The following is a 22,863-nucleotide window of genomic DNA, read 5'->3' as shown; positions in this document are numbered from 1 at the left end:
ATGCATGCTTCATTTAAGTTAAAGGTTTGGTCTGCAATTGTATTCATTGTAATCATGACGATATGTGCACCAGTACAAGCTACAGTAAATGCGACGTCGAACAACCAAATGGTTAATGATTGGTTACAAAATCCGCAAACTAATCAGGATGAACAAAAACAGGATGAACAAAAACAGGATGATCAAGAACAGTCCGATCAAGAAGGAAAATTTGACTCCCAAACACAAAATGAGTTAACGATGGGACAAGGTTTAAGTGCTTGGGATTATATTAAAATGTTGTTTTCACTTATTTTTGTACTTGCTTTATTATTATTTGTTTTAAAGTTCATCAACAAAAAAAGCCGAAATTATCAGCAAAATAGTTTAGTACGTAATATTGGTGGTGTCACGTTAGGTTCACAAAAATCTGTACAAATTCTTCAAGTTGGAAAGTCAATTTATATTGTTGGTGTCGGAGAGAATGTCCAATTAATAAAAGAGATTGACGATAATGAGGAAATTGAGTCATTAATTAACAACTTTGAAGAAAAACAAACCTTTACTTCTACAACACCATATATTGCAGAACTATTAAAAAAGATAAATCCAAAATCAAAAAGTGAGCCAAAAGAACATAATCAAAATAGTTTTGGAGAAATATTAAATAAACGATTATCTGATATTAAAAAAGAGCGTCGTGATGAATTGGAAAAATGGAAGGAAAAGGAGCGCGATGAGTAATGGAAGAATTTATCTCCTTCTTTTCTAACAGTGATCCAACAAATGTGTCTACATCCATACAATTACTGCTTCTATTAACAGTTCTTTCACTCGCTCCAAGTATATTAATATTGATGACTTCCTTTGCAAGAATAGTGATTGTACTATCTTTTACAAGAACAGCGTTAGCGACAAACACTATGCCGCCAAACCAGGTCATTATAGGTCTTGCACTATTCTTAACATTTTTTGTCATGGCGCCTACTCTTCAAGAAGTAAACGACAATGCGCTCCAACCGTTATTTAACGAGGAAATTGGCATTGAAGAAGCTTATGATAGAGCAAGTACGCCATTCAAACAATTTATGGCACAGCATACAAGACAGGAAGATTTAGAATTATTCATTAACTATAACCAAGCGGAACGTCCTGAAACAGTAGAAGAAATTCCACTAACCATGCTTGTTCCGGCATTTGCATTAAGTGAATTAAAAACAGCATTTCAAATTGGGTTTATGATTTTTATTCCATTTATAGTGATAGATATGGTCGTAGCGAGTGTCCTTATGTCAATGGGGATGATGATGTTACCGCCTGTTATGATTTCATTACCATTTAAAATTTTATTATTTGTTTTAGTTGATGGGTGGTATTTGGTCGTAAAATCCTTACTTCAAAGTTTTTAGGGGTTGATACATATGACACAAGAAATGGTCATTTCAATTGCAGAACAAGCGATATGGACTGTACTCATTGTCTCGGGTCCCTTGTTATTAATAGCTTTAATTTCGGGTCTCGCGGTGAGTATTTTCCAAGCAACAACGTCTATTCAAGAGCAAACATTAGCATTTGTTCCAAAAATTGTTGCAGTCCTTGTAGGTATTGTATTTTTTGGTCCATGGATGCTATCTCAAATAACATCTTTTGTATACGGTATATTAAATAATTTAGATCGATACATTGGGTGATTAAATGACAGAACTTATTCCAAAATTATCTGTTTTATTATTAATTTTTGTGAGAGTATCAGCTTTTTTCGTATCAATCCCGTTTTTTTCATATCGAACAATACCACCTCAACTGAAAATTGCATTAGCACTCGTCCTTTCTTGGATGATGTATTATACATTTAATGTTGAACCATTTGCTATAGATGGAAATTACATATTACTTATTCTAAAAGAAGCAATCATCGGATTAATGCTCGGTGTCTGTGCTTATATTGTGTTTTCTGCTGTACAAATAGCTGGGGGCTTTATTGATTTTGAAATGGGTTTTGCTATGGCAAATATTATCGATCCACAAACAGGTACTCAAAGTCCGCTCATGGGTCAATTTTTTAACGTACTCTTAATATTTGTCTTACTTGCAATCAATGGACATCATTTAATATTAGATGGTATCTTTTATAGTTTTCAATTTATGCCTATTGATCAGCTATATCCAAACTTCGGAAATGTTGGGACAGTAGAATATATCATAAAATTATTCGGATCTGTTTTTGCCATCGCATTTCAAATGTCTGCGCCAGTTGTTGCAACATTATTTCTTGTGACGGTGGCATTAGGGATTACTGGAAAAACAGTTCCACAGTTAAATATTTTCGTTGTTGGTTTTCCGATAAAAATAGCCATTGGTTTTTTAGTTTTGTTCATTGTCATGGGTGTCATGATTCAGGTGATGCAAAATTTAGTGGAAATCATGATCATTGCTATGAGAGATTTAATGAACTTGTTAGGTGGTGCTTAGGTGAAGTTATTTCTTCAATTAGACTTGCAATTTTTTGCAGGAGAAAAGACTGAAAAGGCGACACCGAAAAAGCGACAAGATGCAAGGAAAAAAGGACAAGTCGTTAAAAGTCAGGATGTAACAGCAGCGGTATTATTGCTTATATTATTTTTGTTCCTTTATGTTTGGGCACCATTTATGTTAGAAGGTTTGTTTTCATTCTTTCATCAATTCATTGAAAAAAATATACTGATTGAGTCTATAACCGAAGAAACGGTAATGGAAATATATGCACAAACCCTTACTGAAATGGCTTCCATCCTTTTACCATTTCTTCTTATTGCAGTAGTGACAGGAATTGGGGCTAACTATTTTCAATTCGGACTGCTTTTTACAACAGAAACCTTGAAATTCGATTTAAAAAAATGGATCCGATAAAAGGGATTAAAAAAATAATCTCATTGAGGGCAATTATTAATTTACTTAAATCTTTATTAAAGGTTGCCTTTATCGGAGCAGTTACTACTTTAATTATTTGGATGAATATGGCAGATGTTTTAAGTCTAGCTTTTCAAAATCCTTGGGATATATTATCAACCGTTGCAAGTTTAACTGCATTAATGGGAATCGCCGCAGCACTAGTTCTTATATTCATCGCTATTTTGGATTATGTTTATGAAAAATACGAGTATGAAAAGAACTTAAAAATGTCGAAACAAGATATAAAAGATGAACATAAAAACGCTGAAGGTGACCCACAAGTTAAATCGAAAATCAAGCAACGTCAACGTGAAATGGCTATGAGAAGAATGATGCAAGAAATACCGAGTGCGGATGTTGTTATAACAAATCCAACTCACTATGCAATTGCACTGAAATATGATGAGCAGAATATGGATGCACCAAAGGTAATTGCGAAAGGTACAGATTTTGTAGCTCAAAAGATTAAATTAATCGCGAAAGAACATGATGTAGTAATGGTTGAAAATCGACCATTAGCTAGAGCCATGTATGACAAAGTTGAAATAGGAGATTTTGTGCCAGAAGAGTTTTTTAAAGCTGTGGCAGAAATACTTGCTTATGTATATCGAATTAAACGAAAAATTTAAAGTACTTAGTAGAGAGTAGGAGGGACTTATATGAAATTTCGCGACATTGGTGTGTTAGCAGTTGTAATTTTAATTGTAGCGATGCTTGTAATCCCTCTTCCAACATGGCTACTAAGTTTTTTAATTATTATTAACATTACTTTATCATTGTTAGTTCTATTAACTGCAATGAACATGAAAGAAGCATTGGACTTTGCAATTTTCCCTTCAATCATATTGTTACTTACTCTCTTCCGTTTAGCGTTAAGTATTTCTACAACTCGTGCGATTTTAGCAGAAGGTGATGCAGGGGATGTAGTAGAAACTTTTGGTGAGTTTGTAACTGGAGGAAATATATTAGTCGGATTAGTAATTTTCATGCTATTAGTCATTGTGAACTTTATCGTAATCACAAAAGGTTCAGAGCGTGTCGCTGAAGTTGCAGCACGTTTCACTTTGGATGCGATGCCAGGTAAACAAATGAGTATCGATGCTGATTTAAATGCTGGGATGATCTCAGAAAAAGAAGCACGTGAACGCCGTGACAAGGTTTCTCGTGAATCAGATTTTTATGGGGCCATGGATGGGGCAACAAAATTCGTAAAAGGTGATGCCATTGCCTCAATCATTATGGTTTTCATTAACCTACTATTCGGTATGATTATCGGTATGGCTCAATTAGGATACACATTAAATGATGCCGCAAGCCATTTCTCAAAGTTAACTGTAGGTGATGGTCTTGTAGCGCAAATTCCAGCCTTACTTATCTCAACGGCAACAGGTTTAGTAGTAACACGAGCAGCTTCTGAAGGCAATTTAGGACATGATATTACAAGTCAATTATTTGCACAGGCGAAACTATTATATGTTGCAGCGGGTACCATTCTATTATTAGGATTATTTACGCCGCTTCCAGACTGGATCACTCTTCCGATTGCTGCTGTTTTAGCACTAGGAGCATACTTAGCAGATCGTAAGAAAACAGAAACACCTGAAGAAGCGCTTGAAATCGAAGAAGAAGTTGCTACTGATACGATGAAGAGTCAAGAAAATGTGGTGAACCTGTTAAATGTTGATCCAATTGAATTTGAGTTTGGATATGGATTAATTCCACTTGTAGATGCAGCACAGGGTGGCGATTTACTTGATCGGGTTGTTATGATTCGTAGACAATTAGCACTTGAACTAGGGATCGTAATTCCAGTTGTACGTATTCGAGATAATATTCAACTACAACCGAATGAATATCGCATTAAAATTAAAGGGAATGAAATGGCTAAAGGTGAATTGCTTCTAGATCATTATTTAGCAATGAGCCCTGGCGATGATAATTCAATTGAAGGAATCGATACGATTGAACCTTCCTTTGGATTACCGGCGAAATGGATTACTGAAAAAACAAAAGAAGAAGCTGAAATGCTTGGCTATACAGTGGTAGATCCACCGAGTGTCGTTTCAACTCATTTAACTGAAATGATACGTGCAAACGCACACGAATTATTAGGTCGACAAGAAACAAAACAATTAATTGATCATTTACGTGAAAGCTATCCAATTTTAGTAGAAGAATTAACACCAACGCCACTTTCGATTGGTGAAATTCAAAAAGTATTGGCTAAACTATTAAGAGAAAATGTTTCAATACGAAATCTACCTATTATTTTTGAAACTTTAGCGGATTATTCAAAACTAACAAGTGATACGGATATTTTAACGGAATATGTAAGACAAGCCCTTGCTCGACAAATTACAGCTCAGTATGGATTAGGCGGGCCAACCTTAAAGGTAATTACAGTTCCAGCGAAATTAGAAAAATTAATTGCAGATAGTATTCAACAAACTGAACATGGCAATTATTTGGCAATGAATCCACAGGATTCGCAAAATGTATTAGAGTCAATTGCTAAAGAAGTTGAAAGAGTATCGTATATGGAACAATCGCCAATTATTTTATGCTCACCTGCAATTCGATTGTATTTAAGACAATTAACGGAACGATATTTTCCACAGATACCGATTCTATCTTATAACGAATTAGACGCAAACATTGAAATCCAAAGTGTTGGAGTGGTGAATGTAGAATGAAAATGAAAAAATATATAGCTCCTTCCATTGCTGAAGCGATGAAATCAATACGAGCAGAACTAGGCGAAGATGCTGTCATTATAAATTCAAAAGTAGTTGAAACGAAAAAGCTATTTGGGTTAATTAAACAAAAGCACTTTGAAGTATTAGCTGGTGTAGATCAAATTGAAGTAAAACCAAAAGTAGAGCAATTACCTGATTTGGAAGTGGGATTAAATCTTTCTGCTTCTACTACTCAACCAAAATTGGATGAAAAAGTAACTTCAACAGATGTATTAAAAAAAGAACTCGCAGATTTAAAATCAATGATGAAGTCTATTCAAAGACAATCAGTGCAATCTCAATACCCTGAACTATTTTTACCTATTGTTCAATTCTTAAAAAAACAAGAGCTTAGTGAGGAGCTCATCACCGAAATTAGTGATGAGCTTTTTGTGCATTATCAAAATTCAAATTCTCAAATGACACAAAAGCAAATGTGGGAGCAAGTTGAACTATCGTTAAGAGTGAAATTAGAAAAGCTTTCATTTGGCGGTTTAACTTATGAAAAGAAATATATAAATGTATTTGGCCCAACTGGAGTTGGGAAAACGACAACAATTGCAAAAATGGCTGCTCGATCCGTTTTAGAAAAGAAGAAACGAATCGGATTTATCACGACAGATACATATCGAATAGCGGCAATTGAACAATTAAAAATCTATGCAAATCTTTTACAAGCTCCTCTTGAAATTGTTTATAATGCACAGGATTATCAAAGAGCTGTCCAAAAAATGGAGAATGTTGATTTAGTGTTTATTGATACTGCTGGTCGTAATTATAAAGAGGGAAAATATGTAAGCGATATTAAGGAATTGATTGACTTCAGAGACATGTCTGAATCCTTTTTAGTCCTATCACTAACTTCTAAAGAAAAAGATATGGAAATTATTATTGAACAATTTAATGATGTACCAATTGAAAAGTTTATATTTACCAAGATAGACGAGACAAATTCTATTGGCACTATTTTCAATTTAATGATTAAATATAATAAAGGACTAGCTTATTATACAGATGGACAAGAAGTTCCTGAAGATATCCAGGAAGCAAAGCTAGATGTTTTGCTAGACTTATTTTTCCAAGGTGAATTCAAATGAGAGATCAAGCCGAAAAACTTAGAATGAAAATGATGGAAAGTCAAGGTACTTTGGGAAGATCCATCGCTGTTGTTAGTGGCAAGGGTGGAGTAGGGAAAAGTAATTTTTCTACAAACTTTGCGATTCAGTTGGCGAATCAAGGGAAAAAGGTAGTTATACTTGATATGGATATCGGAATGGGTAATGTCAATATTTTGATTGGGAAAACTGCCCAATACAATCTAAAAGATTATTTATCAGGTAGTGCTACTTTAGATCAAATTATTTTAGAAGGACCATATAATTTAAAGTATATTTCTGGTGGTTCTGGATTTACTTCCTTAGTCGAATGGTCATCTAAAATGTTTGATTCTTTAATTGAAGCGTTTGAAACATTACAAAAAACGTATGATTATATTTTATTTGATATGGGTGCAGGAGCGACGCAGTGGTCATTAGACTTACTTGCTTCGATAAATGAGATCGTTGTTATTTCAACTACTGAACCAACGTCAATAACAGATGCGTATTCGATGATGAAATTTATTCATATAAGAGATGAAAATAAAACCTTCTATTTAGTAGTGAATAGAGCTTTTACAAATGAAGAAGGCCGCGATACTGCTGATAGATTGAAAAGTACAATGAGTAAATTTTTATCAAAAGATATCAATGTTTTAGGTGCATTACCCGAGGATGAGTGTGTTCGGAAATCAGTTATAAGTCAAACGCCTTTTTCAATCGGTTATCCGAATGCTCCTATTACAAAGACATTAAATGAAATGGTTTCACGGTTCATTCATCACCAAAAGGATGAAGTTTATGCGCCAACTACAAATACTTTTTTAACAAAATTAAGAAGTATCTTTTCGAAAGGGCGTGGTTAAGTTAATGGACTCTTCGAAAAAAAGTAGGCTGTTAATTGTGGATGATTCTGCGTTCATGAGAAAGTTAATTTCAGATTTTTTTATTGACCAATCGAGTGTAGAAGTAATTGGAACAGCCCGCAATGGATTAGATGCCATTAAGAAAATTCAGCAATTAAAGCCAGATGTTGTCACAATGGATGTAGAAATGCCGGTCATGAATGGCCTTGAAGCATTAACTGAAATTATGGATGTATGTCCAGTACCGGTAATTATGTTGTCAAGCTCAACTCAGCAAGGGGCAGAAGCCACGATTACAGCAATGGAAAAGGGTGCAGTAGATTTTGTTGCAAAACCAAGTGGGGCTATATCCCTTGATTTACACAAAATCAAGGATGAAGTAATCCATAAAGTTCAACAAGCTGCGCAAGTATCTGTTGCTAAATTAAAAAAAACTGTAGTAAATAAAGCATCCCGAGAAATGGAAACGAACATTAAAAGTTTTACGCGAGGTCATGAACTACAGCAACCGTTACAACAAAAGGTGGACCGACCAATTCGTACTAATTGGAGTAAAACCTCAAAAAAAATTGTATTAATTGGAACATCAACAGGTGGACCTCGTGCATTACAAGAAGTTATTACAAAATTACCTAAATCGATTAATGCACCAATATTAATCGTACAGCACATGCCACCTGGATTTACAAAATCTCTATCTGAAAGATTAAATCATCTTAGTAGCATTTCAGTAAAAGAAGCAGAGCATGGTGAAACGATTCAAAATGGGACAGCTTATATATCACCGGGTGGATATCATCTTAAACTACGCAAGGTTGGTAAAAATTTAGAGATTGTATTAGATCAAACAGAACCGCCACGTTTAGGCCATAGACCTGCCGTGGATGTCATGTTTGAGGAAGTAAGTCGATTTAACGACTTTGATAAAATTGCTGTCATTATGACAGGGATGGGCTATGATGGTTCAAAGGGCTTAAAAGCCTTAAAACAAAATGGTAATGTTGTTGCAATTGCTGAGTCACAGGAAACTTGTATTGTTTATGGTATGCCAAAAGCTGCAGTAGAAACAAATCTAGTTGACGAAATAGCAGATGTAGATGATATTGCAGGTGTGATTATGAAATATTTGTCTTAATAGGGAGTGTGGTCTTGCATGGAAATGAATCAATATTTAGAAATGTTCATTGAAGAAAGTAAAGAACATTTACAGTCTTGTAGTGATAATTTATTAGAATTAGAGAAGAATCCAGAAGATATCGCAATTGTAAATGAAATTTTTCGCTCCGCCCATACATTAAAAGGTATGTCAGCAACAATGGGTTATGAAGATTTGGCAGATTTAACACATAAAATGGAAAATGTTTTAGATGCAATTCGAAACCATAAAATAAGTGTTAATTCTGAAATTCTTGACGTAGTGTTTGAGTCAGTTGATCATCTAGAAGCAATGATTATGGACATTGCTGATGGTGGCGATGGGAAACGTGATGTAAAAGTAACTGTTGAGAAATTAAAGGCAATAGAAAGTGGACAGCCTATTCAAGCGATTCAAGCAAAGGAAGAGGTTGCCATAACTGTAACGGAAGCAACGACGCTCCCTAAATTACAATATGATGATTATGAAAAAACAGTATTACAACAATCGTCTGAACAAGAAATTAATGCTTATGAGATTGCAGTTTCTTTAAGAGAAGACTGTTTGCTTAAAGCAGCACGTGTATTTATGGTCTTTGATATTTTAGAAAAAAGCGGAGATGTGATTAAGTCCGTTCCAACTGTCGATCAATTAGAAGAAGAAAAATTTGATCAACAATTTCAAGTTGCTTTATTAACGAAAGAAAGTGCTGAAGAAATTCAAAAGAAAATAATGAAAGTTTCAGAGGTTGATAGTGTTATTGTAACGAAGCTATCACAGGAGCTATTTGCCAATTCAGCAACTGAAATAACGCATGATGAGCCAACATCTGTAGAAGTAGCAGAAAAACCTGTTGTGATTGAAAATAATCCAAAACCAGAGGCAAATAATCAAACAAAAGCACCATCTAATGGCTCTAAAACAAACCAACATGCAGCAAGTAAAACAATTCGTGTAAGTATTGAACGTTTAGATATCCTAATGAATCTATTTGAAGAATTAGTGATTGATAGAGGACGTTTACAATCTATTTCAACAGAAGTAAATCATGGTGAGTTAAATGAAACGGTTGAACGTATGAGTCGTACAATGGGTGACTTACAAAACATTGTTCTTACAATGCGCATGGTACCTGTCGACACAGTATTTAACCGTTTCCCTAAAATGGTTCGCTCATTATCACGTGATTTACATAAAAAAATTAATCTAGAAATCATCGGTGCAGAAACGGAACTAGATCGTACTGTAATTGATGAAATTGGAGATCCGTTAGTTCATTTAATACGAAATTCTCTTGATCATGGTATTGAAAGTCCAGAAGTGCGTCGCGCTAAAGGAAAACCTGAAGAAGGAACGGTAGTATTACGTGCTTACCATAGTGGTAACTATGTATTTATCGAAATTGAAGATGATGGCGCTGGTATTAATAAAGATAGAGTACTTGAAAAAGCTATTTCAAAAGGAATTGTTACAAAAGAAAGTGCGAACTCTTTAACAGATAAACAAATTAATGAATTAATATTAGCATCTGGTTTCTCGACAGCAGAAGTAATTTCTGATATTTCAGGTCGTGGAGTTGGACTTGACGTTGTAAAAACAACAATCGAATCATTAGGCGGTAGTATTTCCATTGAATCGACGCAAGATGTTGGTTCCATATTTTCTATACAATTGCCATTAACGTTATCGATTATTTCAGTAATGCTAGTTGAAATAGAACAAGAGATTTATGCAATTCCTCTTTCTTCGATTATCGAAACTTCAATTATTAAGAAATCTGATATTCTTAATGCACATAATCAAAAAGTTATCGACTTTAGAGGGAAGGTTGTACCTCTCGTTTATCTTGAAGAAGTATTTGAAGTACCTAGAGAAAATGCGATTGATGATGAATATCAATCAATTGTTATTGTTCGTAAAGGAGAAAAGCTTGCAGGGTTAGTAGTTGATTCATTTATTGGCCAACAAGAAATCGTTTTGAAATCCTTAGGTAACTACTTAACAAATATTTTTGCTATTTCAGGTGCTACGATTTTAGGAAACGGTAAAGTAGCCTTAATTGTAGACTGTAACGCATTAATGAAATAAAGATATCGGAAGAGGTGTAATAGAGATGACGAGTTTAGTTGATCAAGAATATATAAAAGTGATAATTTTCAAATTAGCCGATAAAGAATATGCGATACCCGTTTCAAATATTCAAGGCATTGAGAAACTAATGCATATAACACGAGTACCAAAGGCTGCAAAGTATGTAAAAGGTGTTATTAATCTTCGAGGAGTTGTAACGCCGATTATTGATTTACGCGAACGATTTGACCTACCTGCTTCCGGATATGTTGATTCAACTCGAATTATTATCGTGACGCTTGATGAAATGGAAGTCGGTTTCGTTGTTGACTCAGCAAATGATGTAATTGATATCCCTTTAAGTGCAATTGAACATCAGCCTAATGTAGTCGGTTCAATTGAAGTGGATTTTATTTCTGGAGTTGCAAAAATCGAAAATCGCTTACTAATTTTATTACAATTAGATAAGGTACTAAATCCAGAAAGATAAGTGTTATTGCTCGAATAAATAAAAGTAGGGATAAAAGTATGAGTAAAATAACTTCTATTCATTTAGATGTTCTCAAGGAAATTGGTAACATTGGAGCTGCTCATGCAGCAACAGCTCTTTCTGATTTACTGGGAAAAAAAATTGATATGAGAGTCCCAAAAGTTGAGATGGTCAATTTTAACGATATGATGGATCTAGCTGGTGGGCCAGAGACAGTAGTAGTTGGCATTTTTCTTCGAATCGAAGGTGATGCAGAAGGAAGTATGTTTTTCATTTTACCAATTGAGCAAGCGAATCGTTTTATTAAAAGATTAATAAATGATGATAGCTTCGACTTCCATGATAATCCTGTTTCTGAGCTCGGGTTATCTGCCATGCAAGAGATGGGAAATATATTATCAGGATCTTATTTATCCGCTTTATCAGACTTTACTGGTTTAAAAATATATCCAACAGTACCAGGGCTTTCTGTTGATATGTTTGGAGCAATTATTAGCATCGGTTTAATTGAAATATCACAAGTAAGCGATAATGTCATTGTTATTAATACATCCATTTTTGAAGACGAGCATGAAGACTCCGAAGAAGTTCGTGGGCATTTCTTTTTATTACCTGATCCTGAATCATTTAAAGCTATATTTAAAGCTTTAGGTATAGCTTAAAATGAACCTTTCAAACCAAGTAATTAAAGTTGGAATTGCCCAAATGGATGTAGTAAAAGAACCTAATACAATTAGAACTTCTGGACTTGGTTCGTGTGTGGGAGTTGTATTATACGATGAATCGAAGAAAATAGCGGGACTAGTTCATGTAATGTTACCAGACTCAAGTCTAGGGAAGACAGATACTATAAATGAAGCTAAATTTGCTGACACAGGTATAAAAGGATTAATTGACATGTTAAAGCTAGAAGGAGTTCAACCATTTCGTTTGAAAGCAAAAATTGCAGGAGGGGCCCAAATGTTTCGATTTACAACGGATAAAGATTCGATGAGAATAGGGCCTCGAAATGTTGAAGCTGTAAAAACAGAGTTGAAAAAATTTGGTATCCCAATCGTTGCAGAGGATACTGGAGGAAACAGTGGAAGAACGATAGAATTTAACCCCACTACATGTATGTTAAATATACGTACAGTTAATCAAGGAGTGAGTGAAATATGATGGTTGGTTCCATATTACTAAATTTTTGGGCGGCATTAATTTCATTTTCATTATATTTTCTTCTCACTTTCCAAAAACCATACTCACCACTGAATATATTAATTGGATCGTTTATATTTGCATTAGTTGGATTTTTTGTAATGTATATATTTCGTTATATTTTTGGTTACATAATGTATACTCCCGAGGACAGTATTTTTGAGCATCATCCTCAACAGACGATAAATGACAATGACAATTCAAACGCACTTCAAGATGTATCAAATAATCATCATACAAGCGCTAAGGACGAATTAGATAATCCAGAAGAGATTGCCAATATTGTTCGCATGATGATGGATAATGATGTCAAAGTTCCTCAATAAAATAGAAAACTTTGAAATAAGAGTCTGAAAACGGCTCTTTTTTCTTATGTTTTGCCGAAAATTTAGTAGAAACTCTCAATATTTAGTTATATAGATGCGTGTGTTTTTTTGTCGATTATTTGATATAATGTTGATAGAACTTTTGCGCGAATTAGAGAGGTGGATTCGATGGGACAACCAACTTATGATGAACAAAAAATTTGGAATAGCTGGATTCAAAATCGTGATCCGCAAGCAGGTGATATTTTAATAAAAAAATATAAATCACTCGTTTCCTATCATGTGCAAAGAATCAGTTCAGGATTACCTAAAAATGTTTCTAAGGATGAGCTAACTAGTTTAGGGATGATGGGGCTATTTGATGCACTCAATAAATTTGACATAAATAGAGATTTGAAATTTGATACATATGCATCTTTTCGAGTAAGAGGTGCCATTATAGATGGTTTAAGAAAAGAAGATTGGCTACCACGTTCTGCTAGAGATAAAGCAAAAAAAATGGAAGCACAAATTGAAAAATTAGAGCAGCAGCTTATGCGTCATGTAACACCAGAAGAGGTAGCTGAACATATGGAAGTTCCAGTAGATGAAATATATCAAACTGTACAAGAATACTTTTTCTCAAATGTTCTTTCTATCAATGAACAGCAGGATCAAGATGATGCAGAAGGTAAAGAGTTTGTTATAAGAGATGAACATACGAAAACTCCAGAACAAAGTGCTATTTTTTCTGAACTTTTAGATGACTTAGAAAAAAATATTCGAAACTTAAATGAAAAAGAGCAACTGGTTTTAAGTTTATTTTACACAGAAGAAATGACGTTAACTGAAATTGGAGAATTTCTAAATTTATCAACATCACGTATATCACAGATTCATTCAAAAGCATTGTTCAAGCTAAGGAATTTGTTAAATTCGGAAATGATAAATGTGTAAGAGGTAGTCTTACAGGTGTAGGAGGTTCATTTATTTATGAGTTTAAAGGGTGTAGAACTGCAGATTGCTATTCCTAAAACAATGGATGCAGGAAAACTATCGGAACAACATCAACAAAATGTTATCCAACAGCAATTAAATGCCCATGAAGCTTTAAAAAAAGAATTAGAACGTAAACAGACTACAGTAAATGATTCTGAACCAACTGACAAAATCTCCGATGATGATCAGAATAAAGGCAATCAAGATTCTACACAAAAACAAAATCATCAAAAAAAGAATAATCAGCAGGAAAAAGAAGCTGAGCATCCATACAAAGGGCATTTTATAGATTTCAGTGGATAGGAGATACAAATGATAACAATTTTAGTAGTATTACTTATAGTTTCGCAGTTATTATGCTTTTATTTAATTGCAATATTAAATGCCAAGGTTGCAAAATTTCAAGATTTAGAAGTAAAACAAAATCAATTGCTTCGGGAAATGGAAGATACAATCGGCTTGTATTTAGTAGAAATGAAAGAAGAGAATGATCGTTTAATTCAAGAGCTTTCAACTTTAAAAAATGGAAAAGTTGTTCAAACTAAAATTGCCGAAGCTCAAAATAGTATAAGTCAAGTAGCAGCAACATTCGATGAAAAAGCTTTAACTAAAAGTGAAAAAGTAGAGCCTAATTCACTTGACCTTCCACTAGAAAATAAGATTCAAGTACCAAAAGCGATTGTTCAAAATGCTTATAATAAATATAAAAATCCTTCAGTAGAGCCTAAAAATAAAAATGAAGATAAAGTGTCAAATCAAGAAGAAACGCCTATCTCATTTGAGCAACAAGTAATGACATTACGTGGTGAAGGCAAATCAATTGAAGAAATAGCTAAACTAACAAACAAAGGGAAAACTGAAATTGAATTATTAATTAAATTCAATACTTAAAATTCCTTGCAGCAAATTATAGAGTATGTTATATTATCAATTGGTGTTAAATTAACTTCATTTAAAATGTTACTTGTGTCATAAATTTGAGGCGGAAACAGAAGCCGACTGCTTCTCAAAGTTGTAGGCGTATGAAGTTAAATGCCTCCGGCGGATGCCACAGATTTTTAAAGGTAAATTTTCGAGCGGGCTCGAAAAAATCTGGGCGGCAAATACGCCAAGGCGAATTTGATAAAACACACGCAATTTGATGTAGTAAGTGGTGCTTTTAGTCATAAAAGTTGCTTGTTACAAATGAAAATTGCGGAGGGAAAAAACCAAAACATTAGGAGGAAACACACATGTCAGTAATTTCAATGAAACAATTACTAGAAGCTGGTGTACATTTCGGTCACCAAACTCGCCGTTGGAATCCAAAAATGAAAAAATACATTTTTGTAGAACGTAACGGTATCTATATTATCGATTTACAAAAAACGGTTAAGAAGCTAGAAGAAGCTTATGACTTCATGCGCCAAGTTGGTCAAGATGGCGGTAAAGTACTATTTGTTGGTACTAAAAAACAAGCTCAAGAAGCTATCGAAGAGGAAGCAATTCGCTCTGGTAACTACTTCATCAACCAACGTTGGTTAGGTGGTACTTTAACAAACTTCGGTACAATCCAAAAACGTGTTGCTCGTATGAAAGCAATCGAAAAAATGGAAGAAGACGGTACTTTCGCTGTACTTCCTAAAAAAGAAGTTATTCAACTTAAAAAAGAACACGAACGTCTTGTTAAATTCTTAGGCGGTATTCGTGATATGACTGATATTCCGGATGTAATGTTCGTAGTTGACCCACGCAAAGAACGTATTGCTGTGGCAGAAGCTCGTAAATTAAATATTCCTATCGTAGGTATTGTTGATACAAACTGTGATCCAGATGAAATCGACTACGTAATTCCTGCAAACGATGATGCTATCCGCGCTGTTAAACTTTTAACTGCTAAAATGGCTGATGCTCTAATCGAGTCTAAACAAGGTGAATCTGAAGCTCCAGCAGCTGAAGAAGTAGTAGCTGAGTAATTCACTAATAAGGTGATAAGTGGATGTTCCCCTTATCACCTTTTTTTAAGAAATTTAGGCTAAAGTATTCGTAAGTTCTCCGTTTTTTTATAAAACCCACATAAACGAATCCAAAAGTCTAAAAATAAATTAAATTAATTTGTCAAACTATGTACAATCTTAAGGAGGAAATACCCCAATGGCAATTACTGCACAATTAGTAAAAGAACTTCGCGAAAAAACTGGCGCAGGTATGATGGACTGTAAAAAAGCGCTTGTAGAAACAAATGGTGACATTGACGCTGCAATCGACTTCTTACGTGAAAAAGGTTTATCATCAGCTGCTAAAAAAGCAGACCGTATTGCTGCAGAAGGTACTACTTACATTTTATCTAAAGGTAATGAAGCGATTATCCTTGAGGTTAATGCTGAAACTGACTTTGTTGCGAAAAACGATAAATTCCAAGTATTAGTATCAAATCTTGCAGAGCAATTACTTGCTGCAAAACCTGAATCTGTAGAAGCGGCTTTAGAAATTTCAAATGCTGAAGGCGTTAAAATTGCAGATCAAATTTCATCTGCTGTTGCGACAATCGGTGAAAAAATTACTCTTCGTCGTTTTGAAATCAAAACAAAAACTGATGCAGATGCATTCGGTTCTTACTTACACATGGGTGGACGTATTGGTGTATTAGTTGTTCTAGAAGGATCAACTGATGAAGCTGCTGCAAAAGACGTAGCTATGCACATTGCTGCTATTAACCCTAAATATGTTTCTCGTGACGAAGTTTCTCAAGAAGAAATCGAACGTGAACGTAAAGTGTTAACAGAACAAGCATTAAACGAAGGTAAACCAGAAAATATCGTTGCTAAAATGGTTGAAGGTCGCCTTGGTAAATTCTTCGAAGAAATCTGTTTACTTGATCAAACTTTCGTTAAAAACTCAGATCAAAAAGTTCGTGATTTCGTTAAATCAACTGGTGGTAACGTAACTTCATTCGTTCGTTTTGCTGTTGGTGAAGGTATCGAAAAACGCGAAGATAACTTTGCAGAAGAAGTTATGAGCCAAGTTAAAGGAAATAACTAATTTTAAAACTAACGTTAATAATGTAAAAATAGGGAGCACATTACCGTGTTCCCTATTTTTCAAGAAAAGACATATACATACGCATTAAAATTATATTGAGTTCAATCTTAATGGATAATATGCGGGTTTTACAGAAAAAGCGTATGCATTTTTAGGAGAATTCCTTTAAATTTAACGAGTATCGGAGGATTACAATGAGTGTGCCACAGTACAAACGAGTAGTGATTAAAATAAGTGGGGAAGCATTAGCAGGTGAAGCTGGTTTCGGATTATCACCAAAAATTATTAAGTCAGTTGCTGAAGATATTAAAGGTGTTGTAGATTTAGGAGTTGAAGTTGCAGTAGTAGTTGGTGGTGGTAATATTTGGCGCGGAAAAGTTGGAAGCGAAATGGGAATGGACCGTGCTTCAGCCGATTATATGGGAATGCTTGCAACAGTAATGAATTCATTAGCATTACAAGATGCTCTTGAAAAATTAGAAATTGAAACTCGTGTACAGTCTTCCATTGTGATGACACAAGTTGCTGAGCCATACATTCGTCGTAAAGCAGTACGTCATTTAGAGAAAAAACGTGTAGTTATTTTTGCGGCAGGTACAGGTAACCCATTCTTCTCAACAGACACAACAGCAGCTCTACGTGCAGCTGAGATTGATGCAGAGGCTATTTTAATGGCGAAAAACAATGTAGATGGTGTTTACTCTGCGGATCCAAAAACAGATGAAAATGCTGTAAAATATGACACTCTTACTTATTTAGAGGTCATTCAAAAAGGATTACAGGTAATGGATTCAACAGCTTCCACTTTATGTATGGACAATGATATCCCATTAATAGTATTCTCAATTATGGAAAAAGGTAATATTAAACGTGCCGTTCTTGGTGATAAAATAGGGACAGTTGTTAGGAGGAATGTATAATGACAAAACAAGTTTTGGAACAAGCAAAAGAAAAAATGAATAAGTCTATCTCTGCATTTACTCGTGAATTAGCATCAATTCGCGCTGGACGTGCAAATGCATCACTTTTAGACCGCATTACTGTAGACTATTATGGTGCACCAACGCCAATTAACCAATTAGCTGGTGTTGCTGTACCAGAAGCTAGACTTTTAGTCATTACACCATATGATAAATCGATTCTAGGTGAAATTGAAAAAGCAATTATGAAATCCGACATTGGAATCACTCCAACAAATGATGGTAGTGTAATTCGTTTAACAATTCCAGCTTTAACAGAAGAGCGTCGTAAAGAATTAGTTAAAGTAGTAAAAAAAGAAGCGGAAGAAGCAAAGGTTGCAATTCGTAATGTTCGCCGTGATGCAAATGACGATTTGAAAAAATTGGAGAAAAATGGTGAAATTACAGAAGACGACTTACGTGGATATAATGATGATATTCAAAAACTAACGGATCAATTCATCACAAAAATTGACGAAGTTGCAAAAGATAAGGAAAAAGAAATCCTTTCAGTATAGTTCATATAGTGACATTCTCCTATTACGGTAAATGTAAATATGAATTTTATTGAAACGAGTTATATGGGCTTGTACAGATTTTGAATGAACTTTATGTCACTAAAGACGTCCTGTCATAAAGGACGTCTTTTTATTTCAGAAATGAAATTTTTAATAACATACATAAATTTATTTTTATAATAATTATAAAATGACTTAAATGATTGATGATTAAGAAGGACACAAACTGTTGTTTTTGATATGATGATTAAGAATACGTCCGATTTATTGTCAAGTGGGGGAATACAAATGAAAATCTTTGGAAAAAAACAAAAAAAGCAAGAACATTCATTAATAGACGATGATTTGTCTAATAGTGAATTACTGCCTTCCCATATTGCAATTATAATGGACGGAAACGGACGCTGGGCGAAAAAGCGTGCATTACCTCGTATTGCTGGACATCACGAGGGTATGAAAACAGTACGAAAAATTGCTCGTTTCGCTGATCATATTGGCATTAAAGTGTTAACACTTTATGCATTTTCAACAGAAAACTGGAAACGCCCAAAATCAGAAGTCGATTATTTAATGGGTTTGCCTGAAAAATTTCTAAATTCCTTTTTACCCGAATTAATGGAACGGAATATACGTGTAACAATGATGGGGAATAAGGAAGGGCTTCCAAAGCATACACAAGCGGTTTTAAATAATGCGATGGAAAAAACGAAAAATAATACAGGCCTAATCTTAAATTTTGCTATGAACTATGGTAGTAGAGCAGAAATAGTTCAGGCAATGAAGGAAATAATAAATGAAGTAAATAGCGGTAACCTCGCAATCGAAGACATTAATGAATTCAAAGTAAACCAATACTTAATGACATCCCACTTACCTGAACCTGATTTACTGATTCGAACGAGTGGAGAGGTCAGATTAAGTAATTTTATGTTATGGCAGCTTGCTTATACAGAATTTTGGTTTACCGATACTCTTTGGCCGGATTTTAATGAAAGTACATTTTCCGAAGCAATTACTGCTTACCAAAATAGAAATCGTCGGTATGGAGGGTTGAAAGGAGAAGAATAATTTGAAGCAACGGATTATTACAGCAGTCATCGCTGCTGCATTGTTTATCCCGTTTGTAATATACGGCAATTTACCCTTTACTATTGGAGTTTATGGACTAGCCATTGTAGGATTGTATGAAATTCTAAGAATGAAAGGAATTTCAATTTTTTCCATTCCAGGATTAATTGCTACGCTCATCCTAGTCGCTGTATTAATGCCAAATGATTGGGCGATGCAGGTTGAACAAATGACTACTTATTCAAAATACGAGCTATTAACCATCGCAATAATACTTTTGTTAGCATATACGGTTGTTGTTAAAAATAGTTTCTCATTTGATGAAATTGGTTTTATTCTGCTGGGCTCTTTATATGTTGGACTTGGTTTTTATTATTTAATTGCAACTCGTGATGCAGGTTTAGAATACATTATTTATGCACTAATCGTTGTGTGGACAACCGATTCAGGGGCCTATTTTACAGGTCGAAAATTAGGGAAAAATAAACTTTGGCCGGAAATATCCCCTAACAAAACTGTGGAAGGTTTTATAGGAGGTATACTCATAGCCGTTATTTGTGCGGTTATTTTTCAATTTATTGTTCCGCTTAATGTTTCTTGGCCGTACTTTGTTATCGTCACGATTATTATTTCGATATTTGGTCAATTAGGAGACCTAGTAGAGTCAGCAATAAAAAGGCATTATTCAATAAAAGACTCAGGTTGGATTTTACCTGGACATGGTGGAATATTAGATCGTTTTGATAGTTTATTATTTGTATTACCATTATTGAATTTGTTGCATTTCGTGCAATAAATAATTGTCTGTAAGGAGATTTAACGTTTCAATTTCCTAATAGGCCTTATTTCACAAGTATTGTATTGGCTGTCAAAGGACAAAAATAGTAGTGTTTTGAAAGGAAGAAATGTTTTGAAAAAAATTAGCCTATTAGGTGCAACAGGTTCTATTGGGTTGCAAACAATCGATATATTACTTTCACACCCTGATCAATTTAAACTTGTTGCATTTTCGGCAGGAAAAAATATAGACAAAACAAAAGAAATTATAAATCAACTTCAGCCGGAACTAGTTTCTGTACAAGATGAAAAGGACGCAGTAGAGTTACAAAAACAATATCCTACGATTCATTTTACAAGTGGAACAAAAGGGTTAGTTGATGTTGCTACACATCCTGATTCAACGGTGTTATTAAATGCTGTTTTGGGAAGTATTGGGTTAGAAGCTACACTAGCTGCTATCCGCCTTGGTAAAACGATTGCCATTGCCAATAAAGAAACATTAGTTACAGCGGGTCATATCGTAATGGCTGAAGCAGAAAAATATAATGTTCCTATTTTACCAGTTGACAGTGAGCACTCAGCTGTTTTTCAATCAATGAATGGTGAAAATAGAAAGCAAGTTAAACGGATTATTTTAACTGCATCAGGTGGATCTTTTAGAGACAAAACACGGGAAGAATTAAGTCATGTTACTGTGAAGGATGCATTAAATCATCCAAATTGGTCAATGGGTGCAAAAATTACGATAGATTCTGCAACGATGATGAATAAAGGGTTAGAAGTAATAGAAGCGCATGTTTTATTTAATATGCCATATGATAATATTGATGTATTATTGCATAAAGAAAGTATTATTCATTCTCTAGTTGAGTATGATGATACAAGTGTTATTGCTCAACTAGGTACCCCCGATATGCGAGTTCCAATTCAATATGCCCTAAGTTATCCAGATAGACTTCAAGTGAACAATAGTGAGCGCTTAAATTTAGCTCAAATTGGACAACTTCATTTTAAAGAAGTAGATTTTGATCGCTTCCGTGCATTGAAGCTAGCGTATCAAGCAGGTCGAACAGGTGGAACAATTTTAACTGCTATGAATGCAGCAAATGAAGCAGCAGTTTCTCTGTTCTTACAGGGAAAAATCGCATTTTTACAAATAGAAGATGTAATAGAAAATATTATGAACGCACATAGTAATATTTTAATGCCAGATCTAGAAACAATCTTACATGTTGATTCCGAAACGAGAAAAACAGTATTAAGCATGGTAAAATAATTTACATACCGTTCGCTGTTGTATAGGTGTGGTTTATTGGAAACCAACAAAATCGGTTTCCCTTTATGAATGTGAAAAGTATAGGTAATTTTGAGCAAACACAAATCATTTTGCTCTAAAAGGTGGGGAAAGAATGCAAACGGTTATCGCGTTTATCATTATATTTGGATCCTTAGTTTTCTTTCATGAGTTAGGCCATTTTATTTTTGCAAAACGGGCAGGGATTATGGTCCGTGAGTTTGCAATTGGAATGGGTCCAAAAATATTTGGTATGATGAAAGGGGAAACTCTTTACACGATTCGACTACTCCCATTAGGTGGATATGTTCGAATGGCTGGTGAAGATGTTGATCAAATTGAACTTCAGCCAGGCTATCGCGTCGGAATTATATTAAATAATGATGATATAGCTGAAAAAATCTATTTAAATCAAAATGTTCAACATCCGAATGTTGTATTTTTAGAGGTAGAACGAGCAGATTTAGAGAAAGATCTCTTTATCGAAGGATATGATGAAGACGAGCACATGGTTCGTTATTCCGTTTCTAGAAATGCTACAATCGTTGAAAATGGTACAGAGCTAATGATTGCTCCTGTTGATCGTCAGTTTAATTCAAAAACAGTTGGTCAAAGAGCAATGGCAATATTTGCAGGACCATTATTTAATTTCATTTTAGCGTTTTTCATTTTAATGGCATTAGGCTTTTTAAGCGGTGTTCCATCCAATGAGCCTATCATTTCTTCAGTACAGGATAATTCAGCAGCACAAGTTGCAGGAATGGAATCTGGAGACTATGTTAAAGCCATCAATGGACAAGAGATTGACAATTGGACAGAGCTTTCTGGAACGGTTCAAGAAAATCCAGGTAAACCATTAAACTTTATAGTAGAACGAGACGGACAAGAATTAGAATTAGTAATTACACCAAGTACACTTGAAGAAAATGGTACAGAGTTCGGACAAATTGGCGTACTTAGACCAATTGAGAAGGATCCAATTAAAGCAGTCGTCTTTGGTGCAACTCAAACATGGGATTATACAATCCTTATTGGGGAGCTGCTAGGGAAATTAGTGACTGGACAATTTTCAATTGATGCCCTATCTGGTCCGGTGGGGATTTATAAAGCGACTGAAACAGTTGCTCAATATGGGATTTTTAATTTGATGAACTGGGCAGCTTTATTAAGTATTAATCTCGGTATTATGAACTTATTACCATTACCTGCACTAGATGGTGGACGATTACTGTTCTTTGGTATTGAAGCAGTACGAGGAAAGCCTATTGACCGACAAAAAGAGGGCATGGTTCATTTTGTAGGTATCGTTTTATTAATGCTTTTAATGGTTGTAGTTACATGGAACGATATTCAAAGGTTCTTCTTTTAGGTAAAATAAATAGTAAAGTTCAAAATTTAACCTTATTCAGTCCTTTT

At 34.5% G+C, this 22,863-nt stretch carries 24 protein-coding genes and 1 pseudogene; all 25 read left to right on the top strand.

The genetic code is table 11. The annotated features are described in order from the left end of the window. The 25 genes and pseudogenes from CD30_RS01655 (at position 1) to rseP (ending at position 22,816) form a co-directional block, all read left to right on the top strand. A complete protein-coding gene (locus CD30_RS01655) occupies positions 1–723 on the top strand; it encodes a flagellar biosynthetic protein FliO (RefSeq protein WP_052126011.1) in 723 nt (240 codons plus the stop codon). Beyond that, positions 723–1,388, top strand: a complete 666-nt coding sequence (gene fliP, locus CD30_RS01650) for a flagellar type III secretion system pore protein FliP (RefSeq protein WP_036171612.1) — start codon at positions 723–725, stop codon at positions 1,386–1,388. Before CD30_RS01655 ends, fliP begins: the two co-directional genes overlap by 1 nt. A 12-nt stretch (positions 1,389–1,400) precedes the next feature. Then, entirely contained in the window at positions 1,401–1,670 is a 270-nt protein-coding gene (gene fliQ, locus CD30_RS01645; protein ID WP_036171609.1) for a flagellar biosynthesis protein FliQ, read from the top strand. A 4-nt stretch (positions 1,671–1,674) separates the two neighbouring features. After that, positions 1,675–2,451 (top strand): flagellar biosynthetic protein FliR, encoded by a 777-nt coding sequence (gene fliR / locus CD30_RS01640; protein ID WP_036171606.1) that lies wholly within the window; start codon positions 1,675–1,677, stop codon positions 2,449–2,451. After that, positions 2,452–3,539 (top strand): annotated as a pseudogene (gene flhB / locus CD30_RS01635) (flagellar biosynthesis protein FlhB). Between the two features lie 30 nt (positions 3,540–3,569). Further along, positions 3,570–5,603: a flagellar biosynthesis protein FlhA gene (flhA, locus tag CD30_RS01630; RefSeq protein ID WP_036171603.1), complete on the top strand. Its 2,034-nt coding sequence runs from the start codon at positions 3,570–3,572 to the stop codon at positions 5,601–5,603. Further along, the gene (flhF, locus tag CD30_RS01625) at positions 5,600–6,742 is read left to right on the top strand and encodes a flagellar biosynthesis protein FlhF (RefSeq protein WP_036171600.1); all 1,143 of its coding nucleotides are present in this window, start codon (positions 5,600–5,602) and stop codon (positions 6,740–6,742) included. The genes flhA and flhF overlap by 4 nt, the downstream gene beginning before the upstream one ends. Then, the gene (locus CD30_RS01620; RefSeq protein WP_036171596.1) at positions 6,739–7,608 is read left to right on the top strand and encodes a MinD/ParA family protein; all 870 of its coding nucleotides are present in this window, start codon (positions 6,739–6,741) and stop codon (positions 7,606–7,608) included. The genes flhF and CD30_RS01620 overlap by 4 nt, the downstream gene beginning before the upstream one ends. Positions 7,609–7,612: 4 nt before the next feature. Further along, a complete protein-coding gene (locus CD30_RS01615) occupies positions 7,613–8,743 on the top strand; it encodes a protein-glutamate methylesterase/protein-glutamine glutaminase (RefSeq protein WP_036171595.1) in 1,131 nt (376 codons plus the stop codon). Positions 8,744–8,761: 18 nt separating this feature from the next. Further along, a complete protein-coding gene (locus CD30_RS01610) occupies positions 8,762–10,831 on the top strand; it encodes a chemotaxis protein CheA (RefSeq protein ID WP_036171592.1) in 2,070 nt (689 codons plus the stop codon). A gap of 25 nt (positions 10,832–10,856) precedes the next feature. Then, a complete protein-coding gene (locus CD30_RS01605; RefSeq protein WP_036171589.1) occupies positions 10,857–11,303 on the top strand; it encodes a chemotaxis protein CheW in 447 nt (148 codons plus the stop codon). Between the two features lie 38 nt (positions 11,304–11,341). Next, positions 11,342–11,965 carry a chemotaxis protein CheC gene (locus CD30_RS01600; protein WP_036171585.1) on the top strand — a complete coding sequence of 208 codons (624 nt, stop codon included), beginning with the start codon at positions 11,342–11,344 and terminating at the stop codon, positions 11,963–11,965. Position 11,966: 1 nt separating this feature from the next. Further along, positions 11,967–12,464, top strand: coding sequence for a chemotaxis protein CheD (locus CD30_RS01595; RefSeq protein WP_036171583.1), 498 nt, complete (start codon positions 11,967–11,969; stop codon positions 12,462–12,464). Further along, positions 12,461–12,829, top strand: a complete 369-nt coding sequence (locus CD30_RS01590) for a cytochrome b/b6 domain-containing protein (protein WP_052126010.1) — start codon at positions 12,461–12,463, stop codon at positions 12,827–12,829. The genes CD30_RS01595 and CD30_RS01590 overlap by 4 nt, the downstream gene beginning before the upstream one ends. Before the next feature lie 168 nt (positions 12,830–12,997). Beyond that, entirely contained in the window at positions 12,998–13,765 is a 768-nt protein-coding gene (locus tag CD30_RS01585; protein ID WP_036171580.1) for a FliA/WhiG family RNA polymerase sigma factor, read from the top strand. 36 nt (positions 13,766–13,801) lie between these two features. After that, positions 13,802–14,110: a hypothetical protein gene (locus tag CD30_RS01580; protein WP_036171576.1), complete on the top strand. Its 309-nt coding sequence runs from the start codon at positions 13,802–13,804 to the stop codon at positions 14,108–14,110. Between the two features lie 9 nt (positions 14,111–14,119). Beyond that, positions 14,120–14,698 carry a hypothetical protein gene (locus CD30_RS01575; protein ID WP_036171573.1) on the top strand — a complete coding sequence of 193 codons (579 nt, stop codon included), beginning with the start codon at positions 14,120–14,122 and terminating at the stop codon, positions 14,696–14,698. Positions 14,699–15,039: 341 nt separating this feature from the next. Beyond that, positions 15,040–15,762: a 30S ribosomal protein S2 gene (gene rpsB / locus CD30_RS01570; RefSeq protein ID WP_036171570.1), complete on the top strand. Its 723-nt coding sequence runs from the start codon at positions 15,040–15,042 to the stop codon at positions 15,760–15,762. 178 nt (positions 15,763–15,940) lie between these two features. After that, positions 15,941–16,828 carry a translation elongation factor Ts gene (gene tsf, locus CD30_RS01565; protein WP_036171567.1) on the top strand — a complete coding sequence of 296 codons (888 nt, stop codon included), beginning with the start codon at positions 15,941–15,943 and terminating at the stop codon, positions 16,826–16,828. Positions 16,829–17,022: 194 nt separating this feature from the next. Beyond that, positions 17,023–17,748 (top strand): UMP kinase, encoded by a 726-nt coding sequence (gene pyrH / locus CD30_RS01560; RefSeq protein WP_036171564.1) that lies wholly within the window; start codon positions 17,023–17,025, stop codon positions 17,746–17,748. Further along, on the top strand, positions 17,748–18,305 hold the full coding sequence (gene frr / locus CD30_RS01555; RefSeq protein WP_036171562.1) for a ribosome recycling factor: 558 nt from the start codon (positions 17,748–17,750) through the stop codon (positions 18,303–18,305). The genes pyrH and frr overlap by 1 nt, the downstream gene beginning before the upstream one ends. A 282-nt stretch (positions 18,306–18,587) precedes the next feature. Beyond that, positions 18,588–19,373, top strand: coding sequence for an isoprenyl transferase (locus tag CD30_RS01550; protein ID WP_408056717.1), 786 nt, complete (start codon positions 18,588–18,590; stop codon positions 19,371–19,373). Between the two features lies 1 nt (position 19,374). Continuing rightward, positions 19,375–20,169 (top strand): phosphatidate cytidylyltransferase, encoded by a 795-nt coding sequence (locus tag CD30_RS01545; protein WP_036171559.1) that lies wholly within the window; start codon positions 19,375–19,377, stop codon positions 20,167–20,169. Positions 20,170–20,283: 114 nt separating this feature from the next. Further along, positions 20,284–21,429 carry a 1-deoxy-D-xylulose-5-phosphate reductoisomerase gene (dxr, locus tag CD30_RS01540; protein WP_036171556.1) on the top strand — a complete coding sequence of 382 codons (1,146 nt, stop codon included), beginning with the start codon at positions 20,284–20,286 and terminating at the stop codon, positions 21,427–21,429. Positions 21,430–21,562: 133 nt separating this feature from the next. Further along, positions 21,563–22,816 (top strand): RIP metalloprotease RseP, encoded by a 1,254-nt coding sequence (rseP, locus tag CD30_RS01535; protein WP_036171553.1) that lies wholly within the window; start codon positions 21,563–21,565, stop codon positions 22,814–22,816. Positions 22,817–22,863: the final 47 nt, after the last annotated feature.

The sequence above is a fragment of the Ureibacillus massiliensis 4400831 = CIP 108448 = CCUG 49529 genome, assembly GCF_000772965.1.
Classification (GTDB): Bacteria; Bacillota; Bacilli; order Bacillales_A; family Planococcaceae; genus Ureibacillus; species Ureibacillus massiliensis.
The sequence above is the reverse complement of the archived record's forward strand: the minus strand, read 5'-3'. Positions and strand labels throughout refer to the sequence as shown.

Bases quoted from the DNA above. Each gene is read 5' to 3' on its own strand.
- flhF (WP_036171600.1), top strand. From the start codon at position 5,600: ATGAAAATGAAAAAATATATAGCTCCTTCCATTGCTGAAGCGATGAAA.
- CD30_RS01605 (WP_036171589.1), top strand. From the start codon at position 10,857: ATGACGAGTTTAGTTGATCAAGAATATATAAAAGTGATAATTTTCAAA.
- CD30_RS01655 (WP_052126011.1), top strand. From the start codon at position 1: ATGCATGCTTCATTTAAGTTAAAGGTTTGGTCTGCAATTGTATTCATT.
- fliP (WP_036171612.1), top strand. From the start codon at position 723: ATGGAAGAATTTATCTCCTTCTTTTCTAACAGTGATCCAACAAATGTG.
- CD30_RS01615 (WP_036171595.1), top strand. From the start codon at position 7,613: ATGGACTCTTCGAAAAAAAGTAGGCTGTTAATTGTGGATGATTCTGCG.
- rseP (WP_036171553.1), top strand. From the start codon at position 21,563: ATGCAAACGGTTATCGCGTTTATCATTATATTTGGATCCTTAGTTTTC.
- CD30_RS01585 (WP_036171580.1), top strand. From the start codon at position 12,998: ATGGGACAACCAACTTATGATGAACAAAAAATTTGGAATAGCTGGATT.
- pyrH (WP_036171564.1), top strand. From the start codon at position 17,023: ATGAGTGTGCCACAGTACAAACGAGTAGTGATTAAAATAAGTGGGGAA.
- CD30_RS01610 (WP_036171592.1), top strand. From the start codon at position 8,762: ATGGAAATGAATCAATATTTAGAAATGTTCATTGAAGAAAGTAAAGAA.
- CD30_RS01575 (WP_036171573.1), top strand. From the start codon at position 14,120: ATGATAACAATTTTAGTAGTATTACTTATAGTTTCGCAGTTATTATGC.
- flhA (WP_036171603.1), top strand. From the start codon at position 3,570: ATGAAATTTCGCGACATTGGTGTGTTAGCAGTTGTAATTTTAATTGTA.
- CD30_RS01595 (WP_036171583.1), top strand. From the start codon at position 11,967: ATGAACCTTTCAAACCAAGTAATTAAAGTTGGAATTGCCCAAATGGAT.
- CD30_RS01620 (WP_036171596.1), top strand. From the start codon at position 6,739: ATGAGAGATCAAGCCGAAAAACTTAGAATGAAAATGATGGAAAGTCAA.
- fliQ (WP_036171609.1), top strand. From the start codon at position 1,401: ATGACACAAGAAATGGTCATTTCAATTGCAGAACAAGCGATATGGACT.
- rpsB (WP_036171570.1), top strand. From the start codon at position 15,040: ATGTCAGTAATTTCAATGAAACAATTACTAGAAGCTGGTGTACATTTC.
- tsf (WP_036171567.1), top strand. From the start codon at position 15,941: ATGGCAATTACTGCACAATTAGTAAAAGAACTTCGCGAAAAAACTGGC.
- CD30_RS01580 (WP_036171576.1), top strand. From the start codon at position 13,802: ATGAGTTTAAAGGGTGTAGAACTGCAGATTGCTATTCCTAAAACAATG.
- CD30_RS01590 (WP_052126010.1), top strand. From the start codon at position 12,461: ATGATGGTTGGTTCCATATTACTAAATTTTTGGGCGGCATTAATTTCA.
- frr (WP_036171562.1), top strand. From the start codon at position 17,748: ATGACAAAACAAGTTTTGGAACAAGCAAAAGAAAAAATGAATAAGTCT.
- CD30_RS01600 (WP_036171585.1), top strand. From the start codon at position 11,342: ATGAGTAAAATAACTTCTATTCATTTAGATGTTCTCAAGGAAATTGGT.
- fliR (WP_036171606.1), top strand. From the start codon at position 1,675: ATGACAGAACTTATTCCAAAATTATCTGTTTTATTATTAATTTTTGTG.